This window comes from Desulfitobacterium dehalogenans ATCC 51507 (assembly GCF_000243155.2).
Classification (GTDB): Bacteria; Bacillota; Desulfitobacteriia; order Desulfitobacteriales; family Desulfitobacteriaceae; genus Desulfitobacterium; species Desulfitobacterium dehalogenans.
On the sequence record NC_018017.1, the window covers coordinates 82299 to 99280 of the forward strand.

At 47.0% G+C, this 16982-nt stretch carries 20 protein-coding genes and 1 pseudogene; 14 read left to right on the forward strand and 7 right to left on the reverse strand.

From position 1 onward, the window contains the following. Positions 1 to 12: 12 nt before the first annotated feature. The 10 genes from ispE to DESDE_RS00425 all read left to right on the forward strand — a co-directional run bounded on the left by ispE (position 13) and on the right by DESDE_RS00425 (position 10076). Positions 13 to 885 (forward strand): 4-(cytidine 5'-diphospho)-2-C-methyl-D-erythritol kinase, encoded by an 873-nt coding sequence (gene ispE, locus DESDE_RS00380; RefSeq protein ID WP_014792072.1) that lies wholly within the window; start codon positions 13 to 15, stop codon positions 883 to 885. Next, a complete protein-coding gene (locus DESDE_RS00385) occupies positions 878 to 1597 on the forward strand; it encodes a GntR family transcriptional regulator (RefSeq protein ID WP_014792073.1) in 720 nt (239 codons plus the stop codon). The genes ispE and DESDE_RS00385 overlap by 8 nt, the downstream gene beginning before the upstream one ends. 11 nt (positions 1598 to 1608) lie before the next feature. Beyond that, positions 1609 to 2436, forward strand: a complete 828-nt coding sequence (gene purR, locus DESDE_RS00390; protein WP_014792074.1) for a pur operon repressor — start codon at positions 1609 to 1611, stop codon at positions 2434 to 2436. 143 nt (positions 2437 to 2579) lie between these two features. Next, complete coding sequence (gene spoVG / locus DESDE_RS00395; protein ID WP_005814955.1) at positions 2580 to 2834, forward strand: septation regulator SpoVG; 255 nt, start codon at positions 2580 to 2582, stop codon at positions 2832 to 2834. Positions 2835 to 3028: 194 nt separating this feature from the next. Next, on the forward strand, positions 3029 to 4390 hold the full coding sequence (glmU, locus tag DESDE_RS00400) for a bifunctional UDP-N-acetylglucosamine diphosphorylase/glucosamine-1-phosphate N-acetyltransferase GlmU (protein ID WP_014792075.1): 1362 nt from the start codon (positions 3029 to 3031) through the stop codon (positions 4388 to 4390). 14 nt (positions 4391 to 4404) lie between these two features. Then, positions 4405 to 5346 carry a ribose-phosphate diphosphokinase gene (locus tag DESDE_RS00405; protein ID WP_014792076.1) on the forward strand — a complete coding sequence of 314 codons (942 nt, stop codon included), beginning with the start codon at positions 4405 to 4407 and terminating at the stop codon, positions 5344 to 5346. 496 nt (positions 5347 to 5842) lie between these two features. Then, complete coding sequence (locus DESDE_RS00410) at positions 5843 to 6040, forward strand: hypothetical protein (RefSeq protein ID WP_014792077.1); 198 nt, start codon at positions 5843 to 5845, stop codon at positions 6038 to 6040. Between the two features lie 5 nt (positions 6041 to 6045). Further along, positions 6046 to 7002 carry a polyprenyl synthetase family protein gene (locus DESDE_RS00415; protein ID WP_014792078.1) on the forward strand — a complete coding sequence of 319 codons (957 nt, stop codon included), beginning with the start codon at positions 6046 to 6048 and terminating at the stop codon, positions 7000 to 7002. Continuing rightward, on the forward strand, positions 6983 to 9337 hold the full coding sequence (locus DESDE_RS00420) for an ATP-binding protein (RefSeq protein ID WP_014792079.1): 2355 nt from the start codon (positions 6983 to 6985) through the stop codon (positions 9335 to 9337). The genes DESDE_RS00415 and DESDE_RS00420 overlap by 20 nt, the downstream gene beginning before the upstream one ends. A 52-nt stretch (positions 9338 to 9389) precedes the next feature. Then, positions 9390 to 10076 carry a response regulator gene (locus tag DESDE_RS00425; protein WP_014792080.1) on the forward strand — a complete coding sequence of 229 codons (687 nt, stop codon included), beginning with the start codon at positions 9390 to 9392 and terminating at the stop codon, positions 10074 to 10076. A gap of 223 nt (positions 10077 to 10299) precedes the next feature. Here DESDE_RS00425 and DESDE_RS00430 read toward each other — a convergent pair whose 3' ends face one another. Both DESDE_RS00430 and DESDE_RS00435 read right to left on the reverse strand, forming a co-directional pair. Next, positions 10300 to 10695, reverse strand: a complete 396-nt coding sequence (locus DESDE_RS00430; protein ID WP_014792081.1) for a LytR/AlgR family response regulator transcription factor — start codon at positions 10693 to 10695, stop codon at positions 10300 to 10302. A 59-nt stretch (positions 10696 to 10754) separates the two neighbouring features. Next, complete coding sequence (locus DESDE_RS00435) at positions 10755 to 11123, reverse strand: helix-turn-helix domain-containing protein (RefSeq protein WP_014792082.1); 369 nt, start codon at positions 11121 to 11123, stop codon at positions 10755 to 10757. 272 nt (positions 11124 to 11395) lie between these two features. On the opposite strand from DESDE_RS00435, the gene DESDE_RS00440 reads away from it, so the two are divergent. After that, positions 11396 to 11605, forward strand: a complete 210-nt coding sequence (locus DESDE_RS00440; protein ID WP_014792083.1) for a helix-turn-helix domain-containing protein — start codon at positions 11396 to 11398, stop codon at positions 11603 to 11605. Between the two features lie 104 nt (positions 11606 to 11709). Here DESDE_RS00440 and DESDE_RS00445 read toward each other — a convergent pair whose 3' ends face one another. The 4 genes from DESDE_RS00445 to DESDE_RS00460 all read right to left on the reverse strand — a co-directional run bounded on the left by DESDE_RS00445 (position 11710) and on the right by DESDE_RS00460 (position 14186). Beyond that, positions 11710 to 11949 carry a DUF2922 domain-containing protein gene (locus DESDE_RS00445; protein ID WP_014792084.1) on the reverse strand — a complete coding sequence of 80 codons (240 nt, stop codon included), beginning with the start codon at positions 11947 to 11949 and terminating at the stop codon, positions 11710 to 11712. A gap of 37 nt (positions 11950 to 11986) precedes the next feature. Continuing rightward, a complete protein-coding gene (locus DESDE_RS00450; protein ID WP_014792085.1) occupies positions 11987 to 12214 on the reverse strand; it encodes a DUF1659 domain-containing protein in 228 nt (75 codons plus the stop codon). Between the two features lie 84 nt (positions 12215 to 12298). Further along, complete coding sequence (locus tag DESDE_RS00455) at positions 12299 to 13093, reverse strand: DUF3102 domain-containing protein (protein WP_014792086.1); 795 nt, start codon at positions 13091 to 13093, stop codon at positions 12299 to 12301. A gap of 217 nt (positions 13094 to 13310) precedes the next feature. Further along, positions 13311 to 14186 (reverse strand): PRC-barrel domain-containing protein, encoded by an 876-nt coding sequence (locus DESDE_RS00460; RefSeq protein ID WP_014792087.1) that lies wholly within the window; start codon positions 14184 to 14186, stop codon positions 13311 to 13313. Positions 14187 to 14285: 99 nt separating this feature from the next. Here DESDE_RS00460 and pth point away from each other — a divergent pair, with 99 nt between their 5' ends. Then, positions 14286 to 14843 carry an aminoacyl-tRNA hydrolase gene (gene pth / locus DESDE_RS00465; RefSeq protein ID WP_014792088.1) on the forward strand — a complete coding sequence of 186 codons (558 nt, stop codon included), beginning with the start codon at positions 14286 to 14288 and terminating at the stop codon, positions 14841 to 14843. 139 nt (positions 14844 to 14982) lie between these two features. Beyond that, positions 14983 to 15134 (forward strand): annotated as a pseudogene (locus tag DESDE_RS22285) (Uma2 family endonuclease); the annotation flags it as partial. Between the two features lie 94 nt (positions 15135 to 15228). Here DESDE_RS22285 and DESDE_RS00470 read toward each other — a convergent pair. Then, positions 15229 to 15681 (reverse strand): YtoQ family protein, encoded by a 453-nt coding sequence (locus DESDE_RS00470; RefSeq protein WP_014792089.1) that lies wholly within the window; start codon positions 15679 to 15681, stop codon positions 15229 to 15231. Positions 15682 to 15989: 308 nt separating this feature from the next. On the opposite strand from DESDE_RS00470, the gene DESDE_RS00475 reads away from it, so the two are divergent. After that, positions 15990 to 16979, forward strand: coding sequence for a PstS family phosphate ABC transporter substrate-binding protein (locus DESDE_RS00475; RefSeq protein ID WP_014792090.1), 990 nt, complete (start codon positions 15990 to 15992; stop codon positions 16977 to 16979). Positions 16980 to 16982 lie beyond the last annotated feature (3 nt).

Here is a 16982-nt window from a genome sequence, read left to right on the forward strand (position 1 = left end):
AGGGATAGGGTAATGATTAAGAATCAGGTTGAAATGTTCGCCTACGCCAAAATAAATCTTGCTCTGGCCATAACAGGCCGTCGTCCCGATGGGTATCATGAGTTGGAAAGCGTCATGCAGTCCATAGGAATCTATGATCGGATACGAGTGACCTTGGCGGAGAGTGGAATTCAGTGCTCCTGCGGAGTATGGAGCGGCCCGGAGAATCTGGCTTACCGGGCAGCGGAAGCCTTTTTAAGCGGGCTGGGGAGCAGCCAGGGTATTTATATTGAAATTGAGAAGAATATCCCTGTTCAAGCAGGATTAGGTGGAGGAAGCGCAGACGCCGCGGCAACCTTGCAGGCTCTGAATAAACTCTTTAAGGAGCCCTATACTCAGGAGCAACTGAAGAGCTTTGCCGCCCAGCTGGGTGCGGATGTGGCCTTTTGTCTGAAGGGTGGGACCCAATGGGCAACCGGTGTGGGTGAAGAATTAAGAGATTTACCTTATGCTCCGAAAATCAATCTTATTCTCATTAAACCTGACCAAGGGGTAACTACTGCCGAAGCCTACCGTACCTTTGACCAGGAAGGAAGATTCTCTCATCTGGATTATGCAATGTGGCAAGGGGCTTTGGCATCAGGAAGAACAGAAAGCCTTATCCCCCTCCTGTATAACGATTTAGAGCCGGCTTCCATGAAGATTCTCCCGGAAATAGCCTGGGTCAAAGAAGAATTAATGAAGCAAAACGGATGTCTGGGAGCTTTAATGTCCGGCAGCGGATCCGCAGTGTTTGGAATCATTGAAGCTGCGGAACAAGCGGAAAGAATTGCTGCGATATGGAGAGAAAGACAATATAATGTCTGGATAACGCATACTATAGAAAGGGGAAATATTTATGGGTAGAAAGCTGGTGCCAGTAAAACTCGATAGTTACAAACCCTTAAGAGAGATTGTGTTCGAATCCTTGCGCGAGGCCATTATCAATGGAGTTCTTGAACCCGGTGAACGCTTAATGGAGATCCAATTGGCTGAAGAAATGGGGGTAAGCCGCACCCCGGTCAGAGAAGCGATTCGTAAGCTGGAGCTGGAAAACTTCGTCGTCATGATTCCACGTAAAGGAGCCTATGTGGCCGGAGTGTCCCATAAGGATGTGGCGGATGTGTTTGAAATCCGTTCCGCTCTGGAAGGCTTAGCTGCCGGACTGGCGGCAGAACGGGCTACAGATCAGGAAATTGAAGAGATGGAACGGTTCCTCCTTTATTATGAAGGGCAAGAGATGAGTCTGGAGCAGATGGTAAACTCGGATACGGATTTCCACGCTTTGGTCTATAAGGCCAGCCGCAACGAGCGCCTGATTCAGATCCTGGCCAATTTGCGGGAGCAGATCCAACGGTTTCGTGCTACTTCCCTGTCCGTTCCGGGACGGCTTAAGAATGCCATCGATGAACACCGCAACATTGTGGAGGCGTTAGCCCGCCATGATGTGGAAGAGGCACAAACGTTAGCGACGGCTCATATTGTGACGGCTGAGAATGTTATGTTTGAAGCCCTGCGCCTTTCCAAGGAACTGGGAGACTCTAAGGAGAGCAGTGAAGCCAATTCTGAGAAAGAATAGAGGGTTAGTCCGTGGAAAAGATGAAACGCGCTGAGCGAATGGTTGCTGTGATGCAAGTACTCATGTCAAAACCTAATATGTTGATTCCTCTGACCATGCTGGCTGAACGCTTTGGGGCTGCCAAATCCACCATCAGTGAAGATCTGCTGGCCGTTAAGGAAAGCATGCGCTGCACAGGTCAAGGACGTTTGGAGACTGTGTCAGGTGCTGCCGGGGGAGTTCGTTATATTCCGGAGATTTCAGCAGAGGAAGCCCGCGAATTTCTTGTCAATTTAGCGGAGCGCTTAAGCAGTCAGGACAGGGTCCTAGCCGGTGGGTTCCTCTATATGACGGATCTTCTTTACGACCCCTCTATTTTACGTCCTTTAGCCTTAATCTTTGCCGGTGTTTTTCGGGAGAAAAAACCGGATGTGGTGGTTACGATCGAGACGAAGGGCATACCCCTGGCCTTGGTTACTGCAGAGGCCTTAGGGGTACCTATGGTCATCATCCGTCATGGTAACAAGGTCACGGAAGGAACTTCTGTCAGTATCAATTATGTCTCCGGTTCTTCAAAACGGATTCAGTCCATGACTCTTGGACGAAGAGCGTTAGAGCCCGGGCGGAAGGTCTTAGTCATTGACGATTTTATGAAGGCCGGCGGAACTGCCTTAGGAATGATCAATCTTTTGAAGGAGTTTGACGCCGATGTGGTCGGACTAGGGGTCTTGATGGAGACACCTCGGGAAGAAGAACCCAAGCTTGTCGATCATTATCTATCCCTTCTTCAGCTCAGGGAGCTGGATCCTTTTAAGGGAGTCGTCCAGGTGATTCCTCAGAATAGTTACTTATCACTCTAAAAAACGCTTCCCTTACAGAAAGATCGGGACATATAAGCGAAAAAAAGAATTTTTTCGCTTAAAAGAAGGAGTTTTTTACCATATAGAGAATATGTTTGGTAAGAATATTGCTGGTCACCGGATGAGAAGGGTGGTGATTCATAATGAACATTACTGACGTACGGGTACGGAAGGTGAATGTCGAGGGCAAGATGAAAGCAGTTGTTTCTGTTACATTCGACAATTCGTTTGTCGTTCACGATGTGAAAGTAGTGGAAGGGACAAACGGGCTTTTCGTTGCTATGCCCAGCCGGAAAACTCCGGAAGGTGAATTCCGTGATATAGCACACCCTATCTCTTCTGCAGCCCGCGAAGTGATTCAAAACGCAGTATTAAAAGCTTACCAGGAAGCAATGTAAGACAAGCATTTGGGAGGAAGAGACCCTGTATAGGGGTCTCTTTTGCTCATGAGTTAGGGAAAAGACTCCATAGAAAGATGAAAAACAGGCAGAGAAGATGTATAATGAAAGAGGAATTTGCTGTTTTTTGACGAATTAAAGTTTTTTGGGTATTGAATATTAATCAGGGTAAACTATTGATGGAGGCGAAGTTTATGCCACATTGGGCTGCGGTGATTATGGCTGCAGGCAAAGGTACCCGAATGAAGTCCAAATTGCCTAAGGTCATGCATACACTTGCCGGAAAACCCATGCTTCAACATGTTTTGGATTGTGTTCGCTCCGTGGAGATTCCCCGTTCTATGGTTATTCTAGGTCATGGCAGAGAACAGATAGAGGCCACTTTGGATGACCGGACTGAAGTGGTTGTTCAAGAGGAACAATGTGGAACGGGACATGCTATTATGCAAGCAATACCTCATTGCCATGAGGTTGATCATATTATTGTTTTAAGTGGAGACCAGCCCCTCATCCGGCCGGAGACCCTCAAACAATTGGTAAAGATTCATACTGAAAATAATGCGGCAGCTACTCTTTTAACGGCCTGCTTTGAGAATCCTTACGGATTAGGGCGGATTCTTAAAGAGGGAGATAAGTTTTTGCGTGTGGTGGAGGAGAAGGATGCCACTCCTGAGGAACGGCTGATTCAAGAGATTAATACGGGAACCTATTGCTTTAATGTTGCCAAGCTTAGGGATGCCCTAAAGAACATAACTCCCAAGAACGCTCAAGGAGAGTATTATTTAACCGATGTTTTCTCTGTTTTTCATACTCAAGGGGAAGTCATCCGTACCTACTGCACTGAGGATGTCCATGAAGCGCTGGGGATAAACAGCCGGGCCCAGTTGGCGGCAGCCGAGGATGTGGTTCACCAGCGGATTCTGTCCTATTGGATGGAGGAAGGGGTGACCATCATCGACCCTCACTCCACTTTTATCGAAGCCGAGGTAGTGCTTCAACCGGATGTGGTACTTCAGCCCTTTACTATTCTTCAGGGCAGGACTCTGGTGGCGGAGGATGCAGTCATTGGTCCCAGTACGACCTTAAAGGATTGCACTGTGGGAGTAGGATCAGAGGTATCTCATACCGTGGGCAATCAAGCCGTTATCGGCAGCCATTGCACCATTGGCCCCTATGCTTACCTGCGTCCAGGTACGGTTCTTCAGGATAAGGTTAAAGTGGGAGACTTCGTAGAGATTAAAAACAGCCAGATCGGTGAAGGGTCAAAAATTCCTCATCTTAGTTATGTAGGAGATTCCCAAGTGGGGAAATCTGTGAATATAGGGGCAGGAACCATTACCTGTAATTATGATGGGGTCAATAAATATAAAACGATTATCAGGGATAAGGCTTTTCTGGGAAGCAATACTAATCTTGTAGCTCCGGTGGAAATCGGTGAAGGTGCTGTGACAGGAGCGGGATCCACTATCTCCAAGGATGTACCGGCCCACACCTTAGCCGTAGAGCGCAGTACTCAAAAGAATATCGAAAATTGGGTTCGAAATAAGAAAAAGTAGGGGGATATTTTGGAATGTCTGTCAAGGAGTTGAAAATCTTTTGCGGCAATGCCAACCGAGCATTAGCGGAAGAAATCGTTGATTATCTGGGGGTTCCTCTGGGAGAAGCTAAAGTAAAACGCTTTAAGGACGGGGAAATTACCATCGCCATTGATGAAAGCGTCCGGGGGGCGGATGTCTTTGTGGTTCAGCCCACCTGTAATCCGACCAATGATAATATCATGGAACTCTTGATCATGATTGATGCCCTGAAAAGAGCGTCGGCTCGCCGCATCACTCCAGTTATCCCTTATTACGGATATGCTCGTCAAGAACGGAAATCCAAGGCCCGGGATCCGATCACTGCCAAGCTCATGGCTAATCTGATTACCACTGCAGGTGCCGACCGGGTCGTAACCATGGATCTCCATGCCCCGGCCATTCAAGGTTTCTTTGATATTCCGGTAGACCATCTCCCTGGTGTTCCCATCCTGGCTGAGTACTTTAAGAGCAAGGAATTGGAGAATGTAGTGGTTGTTTCTCCGGACCATGGAGGGGTACAACGGGCTCGCAATCTGGCGGAACGCATCGGAGCGCCTTTGGCCATCATCGACAAGCGTCGTCCGGAACCCAATGTTTCAGAGATTATGAACGTTATCGGCGATATTCAAGGCAAGCATGTGATTATGATCGATGATATCATCGACACAGCAGGGACCATCACTCAAGGCGCCCAAGTCCTGATGGATCGCGGTGCGTTGGAGGTCTACGCTTGCTGTACTCACCCTGTCTTATCGGGACCGGCCTTTGAACGCCTGGAGAAATCCGTCATCAAAGAAGTGGTCATTACCAATACCATTCCTGTTCATCCGGAAAACATGATCCCCAAGATTAAAACCCTCTCGGTGGCTCCTTTATTGGGAGCGGCCATCGTGCGTATTCATGAGGACCTTTCTGTGAGTAAGCTGTTCAGTTAATTTCTATCCCCTAGGTCCGAAAGGCCGTGAATGTCAGGGAGAGTTGATATTTTAGATAAAAAAATCAGAAGTGAGGGACAAAACCCTTCCTTCTGATTTTTTTTGCGTGGATTATATCTATCAAAGCTCTCACTTGGTTTTCCTCTATTTTAATAACAGGGATGAATTGATAATAACACCCACCGATCCCACATTGTGTACCAAGGGGCCCACGACAAGTCCGAGATGCCTTAACATAGTCAAAAGAGTAAGAGCAGGAAGAGAGAAAAAGAATAGTTCTCTTTTTTCATCCTCGAAAAATGTTATCAGTAAAGTTTTCGGGAATCGGCAATTGAGCCAAAGCAAATTACGACACAATAAACTAAATTTCGATAGAGGAAAAATAAGTAAAATAGAGAAGTACAGTGAGTATAGGATCAAGCTGAAGGACATCTTTGTAATTAAGCGACACTGTGGAAAACTGTAGGTTACGTTTTAATCAGAAAGGGGTTTTAAGATGAATTATGCAGCTATCGCGAATTTGGTCCATGAATCTGTCAAAAATCCCACGCGTTTGGTAACGCAAGATGAAAAGTCGGACGAAAGCAAAATAAAGCCTGGCGAATTTTCTGTTATTCAAAATGTATTTTCCCGGCATGAAGTATCCGGGGGCACTGTAGCGATTGGACCCACTCCTCTAGATTTGTGGTGGTAAATTTGATGAACCTTCAGCTTGACCAGATTTTTTTAAAAGAAATCGATAGTACTTTGACAAAAGTTCGGCTGGGTGCGGAAATGGATCGAATGATCCGCGCATGCCTCAATGCCGACAGCCCTACGGGGGAATTGTTTCGCTGGGCCCATTTAACGCGTATGAGTTGTGAATGTGCGGGCGGGGAGTTGGAAGCTGTGCTGCCGGGTGCCATTGGGATGGAGTTTTTTGCTCTGGCCTTGGATATTTTCGATGACGTGCAGGACCAGGATAATGAGCATATGCCCTGGCGCCAGCTTCCGGACGCTCAGGCCATCAATCTGGCCATCTGCCTGCTCATGCTCAGTGATGAGGCCATTTCCGTCATCCCGGACAACAGGATGCTTCGAGAAGTTGCGGCAACCTTACACTGTACAGGAATACGCGCCAGCCATGGGCAATTTCAGGAGTTTTTATTTGATGGCCGGCAACAGGTGTCTTTTGAGCAATATTTTGAGATGGCGGAACAAAAGGCCGGAAGTTTGGCTGCCTGTGCCTGTAGAATCGGAGCCGTCTTAGGCGGTGCAGAAGAAACGGTGGTCCATTCATTGGAACAGTTTGGGATAAGCCTTGGGATCCTGAATCAAATCAAAAACGATTTAAATGATTTCCTGGATTTTTCCAGAAAAAAAGATTTTGTGAATAATAAAAAAACCCTGCCCTATGTTTACCTGTTAAATACCCTTAAAGATGAAACCGCCGAGCGGTTTAAAGAGCTGACGCAAGGGGGTAGCGAAGGATCGCACGGGTTCGGGGATAAAGAAAGGGAATATGTCAGGCAGCTGGCTGCTGAAGAAGGCGTTTCGCAATACTGTACCGTGATGTTTGAAATCTATTGCCAAAAAGCGAGGGAAATTTTGGAGGGAATTCCTGTTCCCGAAAAGTATAAGGAGAACATGAAAGAACTTGTTGGAGAAAGTGTTTAAACGGCAAATTTATTATATTGCCAGTATTGTCTTTATTGTGTTGGGGTTGGGATATTTTGCTGCTTGTCTGACCCAACCCTTCATAGGTCTCGGGCTTAAGAACATCAATGGACAATGGCTGGTGACAACCGCTAATCCTTATGGCGAGGGGTACCGGTCAGGTATCCAGGTGGGGGACGAAATCCTGAAAATCAACGGGGTGAATGCCGGTGGACACCGTTCTGTCCACAAATGGGAAGAGGCAGAAGGGGCTTCAACGGTTGAGTTTCGGAAACCGGATGAACTGACGGCCCAAACCGTTACTATATCCAAACAACCTGCTCTGTTGATGGTATTTAGCGAAGCCCCTCTGGTCATCCTGGGGTTTACTTTTTGGTTTTTAGGGTTTATGACCTGGTACAAGCGTCCTTTTTTGGAACAGGCGCGCACCTTATTTTGGATGAATTGGATAATTGGCCTGGCGATTGTCTTAGCACACGCTTCCAGCCGTTGTTTATTATTGGCTAAAGAATTGGAGAGCATCACGTTTTCGTTGGTCCCTGTGTTCCTTATTGCTTTTATTTCAGTTTTTCCTGCCTATAATCAAAATAAAATAAATAAAATCAGCTACAAAATTACAATCATCCTATTCCTGACTATTCTTGGCTTATTATTCCTGCATTCTTTGGGTATTGTTCATCTCGTTAGCTTAATAAGAAGATTAATGTTATTCAATATGATCATCGGCATTCTTTCTACGCTTTGGAATCTTGGATTACTCATAAAGCTGCCCAAAGATCATCCCAAAAAGAATGAAGTCGGTATTATCCTATTAGGGATTGGGATCGGCTTTTTACCGTTCGTATTATTGACCGCGTTTCCAATCATTTTAAATTTTGAACAATTGCTTTATACCCAAGTGAGTTCCTTGTTCGTAGCTGCTGTCCCAGTCTCTTTATACTATATAATTGTCAACAAATATTTGCCAGACAGCCGCCGGCTTTATGAAACAGCCCTTTCTTATATCGGTGCGGCAGCTATCCTGAGCCTGGTTGTTTTCCTGGCGCTTTTTTTCCTGCAAATCGTGCCCACGATCTATTTTGAAATCTATTCGGCTTTGCTGCTTTTCACATTACTGTCTATTCTTTGCTTTCATTTTATCCGGATTGGCATCAACAGGCTCTGGGAAAGAAGCCGCTTTTCCCAAGACAAACAAGCTTTCAAGCAGAAGATGGCTGCCCTGAATGAAAATCTCTCCTCTCTTTTGGCCGAGGATAGGATATTGGATGAGCTGATTAATAGCCTGGGCATTGACGGGATTTTTATGATTATGGAGAATGCACAGATCGGCTGTCTGAAAAAAGCGGCGGGACGTTTTAAGGAGAATCCCAGGGAATTGGAGATGCTGGAGAACTTTTTTTATCAGAATCAAAGGCTTGATCTGGAAGCCAAAATGCTGCCCGACGACTGCCCGGCCGGGATTTATGTCCCATTTATTGCCCAAGACTCTACCTGCGGAATTTTCTTTGGCCGGCGTTCTTCCCGCATCAAATTTGAGCAATCGGAATTGCCTTTTCTTACCCTGCTGGCCGGTCAGTTGCAGTATCAGATCATTATGTCGCTGGTGATCGGCGAGCTGACCAAAGAAATACATTTCCTGACCAAAAGTTCCGGGCGTTCACAGCGAAGAAAAATGGAGCTCCAGGGAATCACCAACGCGTTGTTCCGTAAGGATGAGCAAAAAAGGAAACTCCTCACCGACGAAATCTGCGCCGGTCCCTTGCAGTGGAGCATGGACCTGAGCCGGTGGCTGAAATACCTGAAAACGGAATGCCCCGCCGACGACAAGACGCTGAAGGTGATTTCTTATCTGCAGGAACGAGCGGAGGATCTGAATTATGAACTCAATGGTATTGTCAATGCTTGGGGCCCCCCGATTCTAACCCACCTGGGACTGGTTCCTGCAGTTCAATGGCTGTGTCAGAAAATCATGACAGAAGAATTGTCCCTGATTTCTCTGAAAATCAGCGGACTGGACCATCAAAGCCGGCTTAAAGAGGATGTGGAAGTCACCGCCTATCGTTTTTTACAGGAAGGGATCATGAACTCGGTGCGGCACTCCGGCTCCAATATGCAAACAGTTCACATAGCCCTGAACGAAACCGGGCTTGAATTGACAGTAAGTGATTCCGGCCGGGGCTTTGACGCCGACCAGATAGAAAACTGGTTATTGACAGGGACCCACTTCGGCCTGGCTGAAATGAAGGAGCGCATTGATAGCCTGGATGGGGAACTTCAGATCATTTCGGGAATAAACCGCGGAACAACGCTTAAGGCGCTTATCCCAGTTTTATAATGTGAAAACCCACATCGGGACCCCAAATATGGATGAAGGCGCGTGAGATAGGATGTCCATTCATTGGGAAAAATCAAAAGAGACAGAAGAACAGGTACATTTGCTCATCGTGGACAGTCACCGGCCTTTTGCGGAAGGGACCAGGGCGTTGCTGTCTTTTGAACCGCGCATAGTGACCATCGGAATTGCCGGGGATAAAAATTCGTGTCTGAATTTTCTCTGTGATTCCGTGCCGGATGTTGTTTTATTGGATTTTTATCTTCCGGATATCGGCGGACTGGATTTAATGGATAAAATAAAAGCGGCCCACCCCGATCTAAAGGTTATTCTGATGGTGGAACAAAGCCAGGAGGGCTATGTTCTGGCGGCAAGCCGGAAAGGAGCCGAAGGGCTGTTGTTGAAAACCTGTGCCGTCGAGGAAATGATACAGGCTGTCTTAAGCGTGTCTAAAGGGGGCGTATATTTTTCTCCAAGCCCGTCGGCGTTTCCCAAAGTTGAAATAGATTTCAATGATTTGTATTTCCCTGTGAAGCCTGCCGAAGTTCTTAAAAGGCTGTTAACGCCTCGAGAAAAAGAAATTATGTGCCTTTTAACAAAGGGTCTCCATAACAGAGAGATTGCCGCAGCTTTAGGGATAACCGTCCGGGCGGCTCATCTTCAGGTGAAGATTATCCTTCTCAAATTTGGGGTCAACACACGTCTGGAAGCCGTCTTATCTTGGGCTTATGTTGACGGGTAATTTTTAAAGGGTTGTCCGCACCGGTTGGGCTGTTCATTCGGGGCTTAAGATCAGATTTTCCCCGTGAATATGAAAAATACGGAAGTTGTTGTTGCTTAAAATGAATACAAAGGTAATAAAAAGTGCGTTTCCAAATTACGGAAGCGCACTTTATCATTTTCAGTATGTTAAAAGTTATAATCGGCCTTCTACGGCGGAATCTATAAATGGCACCCAAATGCAACTACCAGGAATTCCCTAGTGGTTTGCTGTCGCTTATTACCTTATCCAGGATGGCGTAGATATCTTCCATGTTGATCGGCTTCTCCAGGATTCTCAGCGGTGAGGCCTCCGCGAACTGTGGGTGAGCCCCAGATCCGGTGCAAAACACGATCTGACAGACCGTGTCATACTCCCGGATGCGCAGCGCTGTTTCCGCGCCGGAGAGCTTTTTCATACACTGGTCCAGGAAAATCAGATCGAAACGGATTTGCTCTTTCTCTGCTTGCCTTAGTAGCTCTTCGCCGCTCCCAAACTGGTGGATTTGAAACCGCACATTCCTCCCGGCTTCGTATTCCCTGATTATCTCCTCCAGTATCCGGCGCAGAAGCGGGATGTCGTCACATAGAGCGATTTTCATAAGGCGAATTCTCCTTGTCTACATCTATTTCACCCCGCGCTTGCGGGGCTTTGTTTGCATTATTCCGGGCGTTCAGGCGGCTGAGCCTCTTGGGACTGAAGAGAGGACAGGATTCGTCGCAATTCAATCATAGTGCTGTAAATGACATGTAGTTCATGCAGGGAACAGCTATTCAGGCTGCGTTCAATTTTACGCTGCAGCTCCCGCCCCTCCGTCCGCTCAGGAAAGAATACGGCATCCACGGAGAAATTGAGGAACCTGGCCAGCTTATACAGGACATCGACCGAAGGTTTCCGGCTGCCGGCTTCGAGCTGTTTCATATGGACAGTGGCAATATCCACCCGCTCGGCCAGTTCTTCCTGGGTTAAGTTGTTTTCTAAGCGGGCATTTTTGATGGCCCCGCCCAGCCTTTTGGGATTCAGCTCCATTTCCTCAAGCCTCCCCTATAGTAATCTTAAAGAATCCGCAGCGGATTGAACATCAGCGGAAAGAATACTGTGGGGGATTCTGTGAGAATACTAAGGCAGTATTTGAATAACGCTAAGAGAAATATAATGACTGTTAAGGTAATCATAACATGGATGTTACTTCTATTCCACATTAATTTACCGCTGAGGTTATATTGATGCGTAAATGTACTTTTTTATTACGCTTGCTGATAAAATCAAGCCAAAAGACAAAGATATTGGAGTGTGTTCCCATGGTTAGAATCAAACTGTCCGAACTGCTCGGGAAACATAAAATGAATCAGAAGACGTTGTCAGCACTCACCGGAATCAGGCCTGCAACTTTATCCAAGATGTATTACGAAGAAACCAAAAGAATTGAGATTGAGCAGATTGATAAGATTTGTGCTGTGTTTGACTGTAAGATAGAGGATTTACTTGAATATGTGCCGGATGGAAAATGAACACACGCCGGCAGGTATTTGTTTGAATGAATAAAAAAGGGTTCGGTTAACAAGCCCCAAGCCAAACGAAGCTGCCGGCAAAATCCGCTGGCAGCTTCGCTGTTCTAAGCCTGTTGCGGATCAAACAGGTCGTTTGTCGTGGTGTCAATTACTTTGACATCACGAACGCCTGTAAGAGTACCCGCAGGCGAAACAAAAATATTTCGGCTGATCACCGTGTTCATAGCCTCCAGCACTTCGGACGGATTCAAATCCGACCGAGGATCGGCCAGGGTAATGGAGGCCGTACCGCCACCGGTTGTGCCGAACGTCAGCCGGAGTACACGGTTGGTTGAAATGGGCATGGGCTAACCTCCCTCCCATATCGTATTTTCCTCCAGACTACCCCTCATCAACAAGGTCAAACTCTTTCCGCAGGACCACATCCAGTGCCGGATGTTCGGTTAAACTGAACAGGGCATGGGCTACGTCATAAATGTCTTGTTCAGCCGCGTTAAACCGTACATTGCCCAGTGTTTTTTTTCGGATGATCGGAACCCCGGTCGGAGAAAGCCCAGTTTGAAAAGAGACCACCATTGCCGCCCTTAAAGGCAGTGAATTTACGGGCATTCTTCCCGCCTCCCTTCTTCGAAACTTGACGGTTATGCCGTCCGTACAGTCTATGCTTCCGGGTGGACAGGGGTGACAAGTTCATCACCATTCATAGGTGGAGTACCTTTCAATCCCCGCCATATTTGATCCGGCAACAGGGGGCCAGTCTTTAAGCCTTTCCACCATATAGGCGGCCAGTTGGCCGGCGTCCTGGCTGCATTTTTCCTTGACCTGTGGATCAAGCCTGGATAGCTGGCCCAGTGCGGTCAGCAGTTCCTGGAAGGTGTCGGCGATGGTTTTACAGCAAGCGGTGCATTTTTCTTCATAGTTCACGATAAGGGAGGGGGAGGGGGCGGTTTCCCGGCTCCTTCCCCTCCGGGGATTGATGGTTTTGCTGACGTATTGGATTTGGATATCTTCCGGAATTTTGGGCATGGACTGGGCTTGCGGCTCAGCTTGGGGTTGCGCTTTCGCCGGAGCGACCTCGCTCTGTTCTTTGACAGCCTGATTTAATTGCCGGGACGTCATATTTGCAACATCATTCTGCGCTACAAATTCCTCGCGCTCTTCTTCAGGGAGGCCCAGGAGCAGAACCGCCTGAGTGTAGGTCAAATTTCCAAGCGCTTGGAAATTTGGGTCCTCTTCAGAGGGGTTGAGGAGCAGGTATCCGTACTCTTCATATAGACGCATCAGGTTTGCAGCTGTGCTCTTGGAATAATTGACCGACTCCTTAAGCCACTTCAGCCATTCCCCATGTTTGAGCAATTCCTTGGCTTCTTTCAGACGGCGGCCCACCTCGATAGCATTCTTCAGCAGCATTTTTCTGGACTCCAGGTTAATCGCGTTAATTTCCGCCGCGATGACAGGGGGCGTGCGTTCGGTGTTTGGAGCATTCATTTTGCCGGCCCGTCCTTTCATTTGTCAATCTACCTATAAGATATGTAGACGGGCTCTGGATGGTGAAGGCAAGGCCACCATGAGACAATGAGGATATTAATGCGCTCAATAGTACACTCCCCTTATAGATTAGTGTACTTTGAGTACACTAGCTATAAGGGGAGTGATCTATTTCCTTATTATTGGGGTTATATAGTTGCTTTTTTGCATCAGCCCATTATCCCACAGGTTCTTTTGTCGAAGGGGCTTCAGCCACTTGGCTCTGCTCCGGGTTAACTTCGGGAGATTGCTCAGCAGGAAAAGCATCTGGAGACTCCGGAGAAGGTTCATCCAAAATGGCTACATCGACTTGCTGGTTGTTGGGAGGGGACAGGATATCCTCATCCTTTGAGGCTGGAGGATCCTGTATGGGGTTCACGCTTTCAGCTTCTATGTTCTTTCCTTTACCTTTGTGTTTTCCCTTGGTATGGTGCTTAGATAGGTCCTTATTTTTATTCTTACTAAGCATTTTTCCAAAAGCCTGGCCCGTTCCGGAGGCAAGGCTGGAGGTGGAGCGGAAAACGGATTTAAAGGTATCATTGATTCCTTTATCGGCTATCATGAGGCTGGTTTCGCAGCCTTTTTGAGCCACGATAACATCCTGACCGATGGTGACTACATAATCAGCATCGAGGATGGCCTTGCCACTGAAGAACCCTTCTATTTTTCCGCCGGAGATCTCCATCTGAGTGATCTTGCCTGTATCCGGGTCCACATAAAACTCTTCCACAACGCCAAGAGTTTTACCACTTTGCGTAATGACCCGGGTGCCGATGATGGTCAATTTTTCCTTGATGAGGCTTAAGATCTCGGGTAAGCTGGCGGACTTTTCCACATAGGAGCCTTTGTCAATGGTAATGGCATCCGCCCCTACGCTGACGACTTTAGCATAGGGAATGATGCGTTGGTCTTTGAAAAATCCCTTGGGATCAATGACCAAGGCAGCCAGGGCTTTGGACTGAGAGTCTATGACCAGGCTTTTCACATATCCAATATGCTGTCCTTCGCTTAGGGAGACGATCGGTAAGGATAAAAACTGTTTACTTGGTTTCAATCGTAATACCCCCTTTATTTCCTGTGCAAAAACACATAAATCTGCTATCATCAATGTATTCACGGGATGTCTGCAATATGCTTAGAGGAGTGGAGTTTCATGAAGCTCATAGCAGGTCTGGGCAATCCAGGAGGACAGTATGCGGAGACCCGGCATAATGCCGGATTTCTCCTCCTGGATTGCTTAGCTGAAGAATTAAAACTGGATTTTCGCCCCAAGTTTCAAGGCTTGGTGGCAGAGACAATGATGGGAGGAGAGAAGGTCTATCTTCTCAAGCCTCAGACTTTTATGAATTTAAGCGGCCGCTCCATTCGGGAGTTGGCTCAATTCTATAAGATTACCCCAAAGGATATTATAGTGGTCTACGATGATATGGATCTTCCTCTAGGGCGTCTGCGCCTAAGAAGCTCGGGAAGTGCCGGCGGCCATAACGGCATCAAATCCACCATTGCTGAACTGGGAACAGAGGGGTTTTGGAGGCTTAAAGTGGGCATTGGTAGACCCCCTGCCGGCTGGGATTCTGCCCGTTATGTGCTGGCTTCCTTTACTAAAGAGGAGATCCCCGTCCTGGAAGAGAGCCTGGATAAGGGGATGAAGGCGGTAGCCCTGTGGGCCAAAGGAGATGGGGATAAGGCCATGAATTTGTATAATAGGTGAAATTCATAAGAAAATTCGGTATAATGTGGATATCAATTCGGGCTGCATGAGCAGCATCACCAAAGGCTCATGTTGAGTCTATGTGAAGGATTTTTTCCGGAGTAGAGTAGAAAATTATAATAAGGAGTGGACTGATTAAATGCCACTGCCACAAGAGAAGGAAGCTATACCTACGCCGATTATCTTTCTTGGCTTGAAGATGAACGCTGGGAGATCATTGACGGCACAGCATATAGGCAGGCGGCGCCATCTCCTGTTCACCAAGAGATATTAGTTGGTCTATTGGCTCAGGTTCCTAGACTCAGTTTGCTATGGAGTTTTTAAAAATAAAAGCTCGTGTCAGAGAACTTGCAGTTCTTTAACACGAGCTTTTTATAGTTAGGAATTAGGCTTTTGTCTCAAAAATATAGGAAAGTACCTTTATCGCTTGATCGATGGTTTCAACCGTTACGTTGGCTTTTTGGGAAAGTTCTTTTAACGGGTGGTGAAGTGCTTCGGGACGAATAATAATAAGGGGTTTATTCAGCGCAATGGCGGTACTGGCATCCATTGCGGTATTCCATTGCCGATATTTGTTCTCTCCGAAAAGAGCAATAATCAGATCGGATTTTCCTAAGAGAATCTGTGTTCTTAAGTTGTTAATCTTTGAAGCGGTCTCATCACGAAAAATAGCATTGGGTTGAGTTCCGAGAACTTGCTCACCGACACTATCTGAATAGTCATGATCCTGCATGGGACCTACAAATTCAATAGGCAAATCAAGTGCAGCAGCCTTTTCTTTAAGCTCTTCACGCCATTGTGTGTGGATTTCACCAGCCAGGTAAACGATAAGGTTCATTTGATTGCACCCCCAAGGTAATAATGTTTTCCTATTCAATTTAGCTTACTTAAGCTAGGAAGTAAAGTTCATGAAGTTTTTCCAGGACTTATCTGGAGTAAATCCTGGGGAATTGAGGCTGCGATTTTCCCTCGCTTCTGAGGGATCACCATGAATCTTCCAAAAGAGGAGGATAACAGATCATTGCTGCAGAATTCAACTGGAAAAGTTGAGTTCAACGCTCAATCATTTGGTGTTTGTGGCTACCCAGACAAGACTTCGGGGCGAGGCTTTGCCGATGTCGCCGGGGTAAGAAATTGGAGGTTCGTATGAAAAGACAGTTTTTGATCCTTATAGTTATAACAGCTGTGCTTCTGAGCGGTTGCACCCATCAGGAAAGGGCTGTATCTGGTCATCCGGTGCCGACACAGGAAGTGAGACCGGACAATGTCTATAACACCATGAGTGAAACAGCTGCTCAATATGGCATTACCCATGAGAACTACCCCCGCATCGATGGCTCGACTTCCACTCAAGGAATCGCCATGGCTATCAATCGGGCCATGTATCGTTACTCGGAAAACGATAATAGGCCGGAGGATGTCTCAAAGACGGTGCCCTCCTATAAACGCCTAATCGCCGGAGAAGTAGATCTGATTATTGTGCCTTACGCTTCTTCGGAGGTCCTGGCTTTAGCTCAAAAATCCGGAGTGGAATTGGAATTCTACCCTGTGGCTGCGGAAGCCCTCATCTTTATTACACCGGTGGAGAACACTACAGATAGTATCACAGGGGACCAGGTACGAACCATTTATCTTGATTATGGAATAAAAAATTGGTCTGAGCTGGGAGGACCGGATAAGGAATTGATCCCCATTTGTCGGAATGCCGACAGCGGCAGTCAATCTCAGCTGGATAACCTGATTTTATATGATCAGCCTATGCACCCTAATATCCAAAAGAACTATGTTGAGCTGACTATGGAGGGAATGCTCGAATTGGTAGCTTTTTATCATAACGGGGGTTTGAATAGCAAGCCCACCGACAGCTATGCCTTAGGCTATACCTTGTATACCTATCTCCAGAATATGAATGAAGTGACGGGAGTCGGTTCGCGATTGAAAATCCTCTCCTTTGAAGGAGTAAAGCCTACGGAAGAGAATATTGCCAAGGGTTCTTATTCCTTGGCCGACGGGTATTATGCCGTGGTGAGAAAGGATTTGCCTGAAGGACATAGTGCCAGAGGGGCCATAAAATGGCTGCAATCGGATGAAGGAGCCGCCGCTGTAAGGGACCGGGGGTTTATTCCTTTAAAGTGAGTT